Genomic DNA, 544 nt, shown 5'->3' with positions numbered 1-544 from the left:
CAGGGTCCACTTCGCCTTTGGCTATCAAATAACCATTGAAAATCAAAGTAAGGATTCTGTCCAGCTTACCTCGAGGTTCTGGAAGATCAAAGACGCGCTTAACCGTACCGAGATCGTGGAAGGCGAAGGCGTAATTGGTAAAAAACCGGTGATCAAACCGGGAGAATCCCACACCTATAAAAGCGGATGCCTGCTCACCTCCCCAGTTGGCTCCATGAGCGGATTTTATAACATGATCAACTTCACCTCTACCAGGAAATTTAGAGTAGCCATACCTTCCTTTAAACTTAGTGCCCCGTTTGCGCTTAATTGATTCAAAATTTAAGATTCAGGATTTAATATTTTTCCTTTACGTGGTATCGCGCTCTGCCAGGAGAACCTCTCTTGGATATACATACCTGTAAAGCGCTAATTGAAAAACCCTGTCAGCGGTTGTAAACCCTGACAGCGGTTGAGAATTTGGTAGTCCCAACTTTACTTCATCTTCAAATCCTTTCAGTTTTAAAACCCACATCTTCAAATCCTCAAATTATCAAATTCTCAA

General features: G+C 42.5%; 1 protein-coding gene. It reads left to right on the top strand.

What is annotated here, in order from left to right:
- The coding region (apaG, locus tag HC175_RS17040; RefSeq protein ID WP_168139529.1) for a Co2+/Mg2+ efflux protein ApaG at positions 1-313 on the top strand (313 nt) is incomplete at its 5' end.
- Positions 314-544 lie beyond the last annotated feature (231 nt).

This window comes from Salinimicrobium oceani, assembly GCF_012037645.1.
This window is presented reverse-complemented; position numbering and strand designations above follow the sequence as displayed.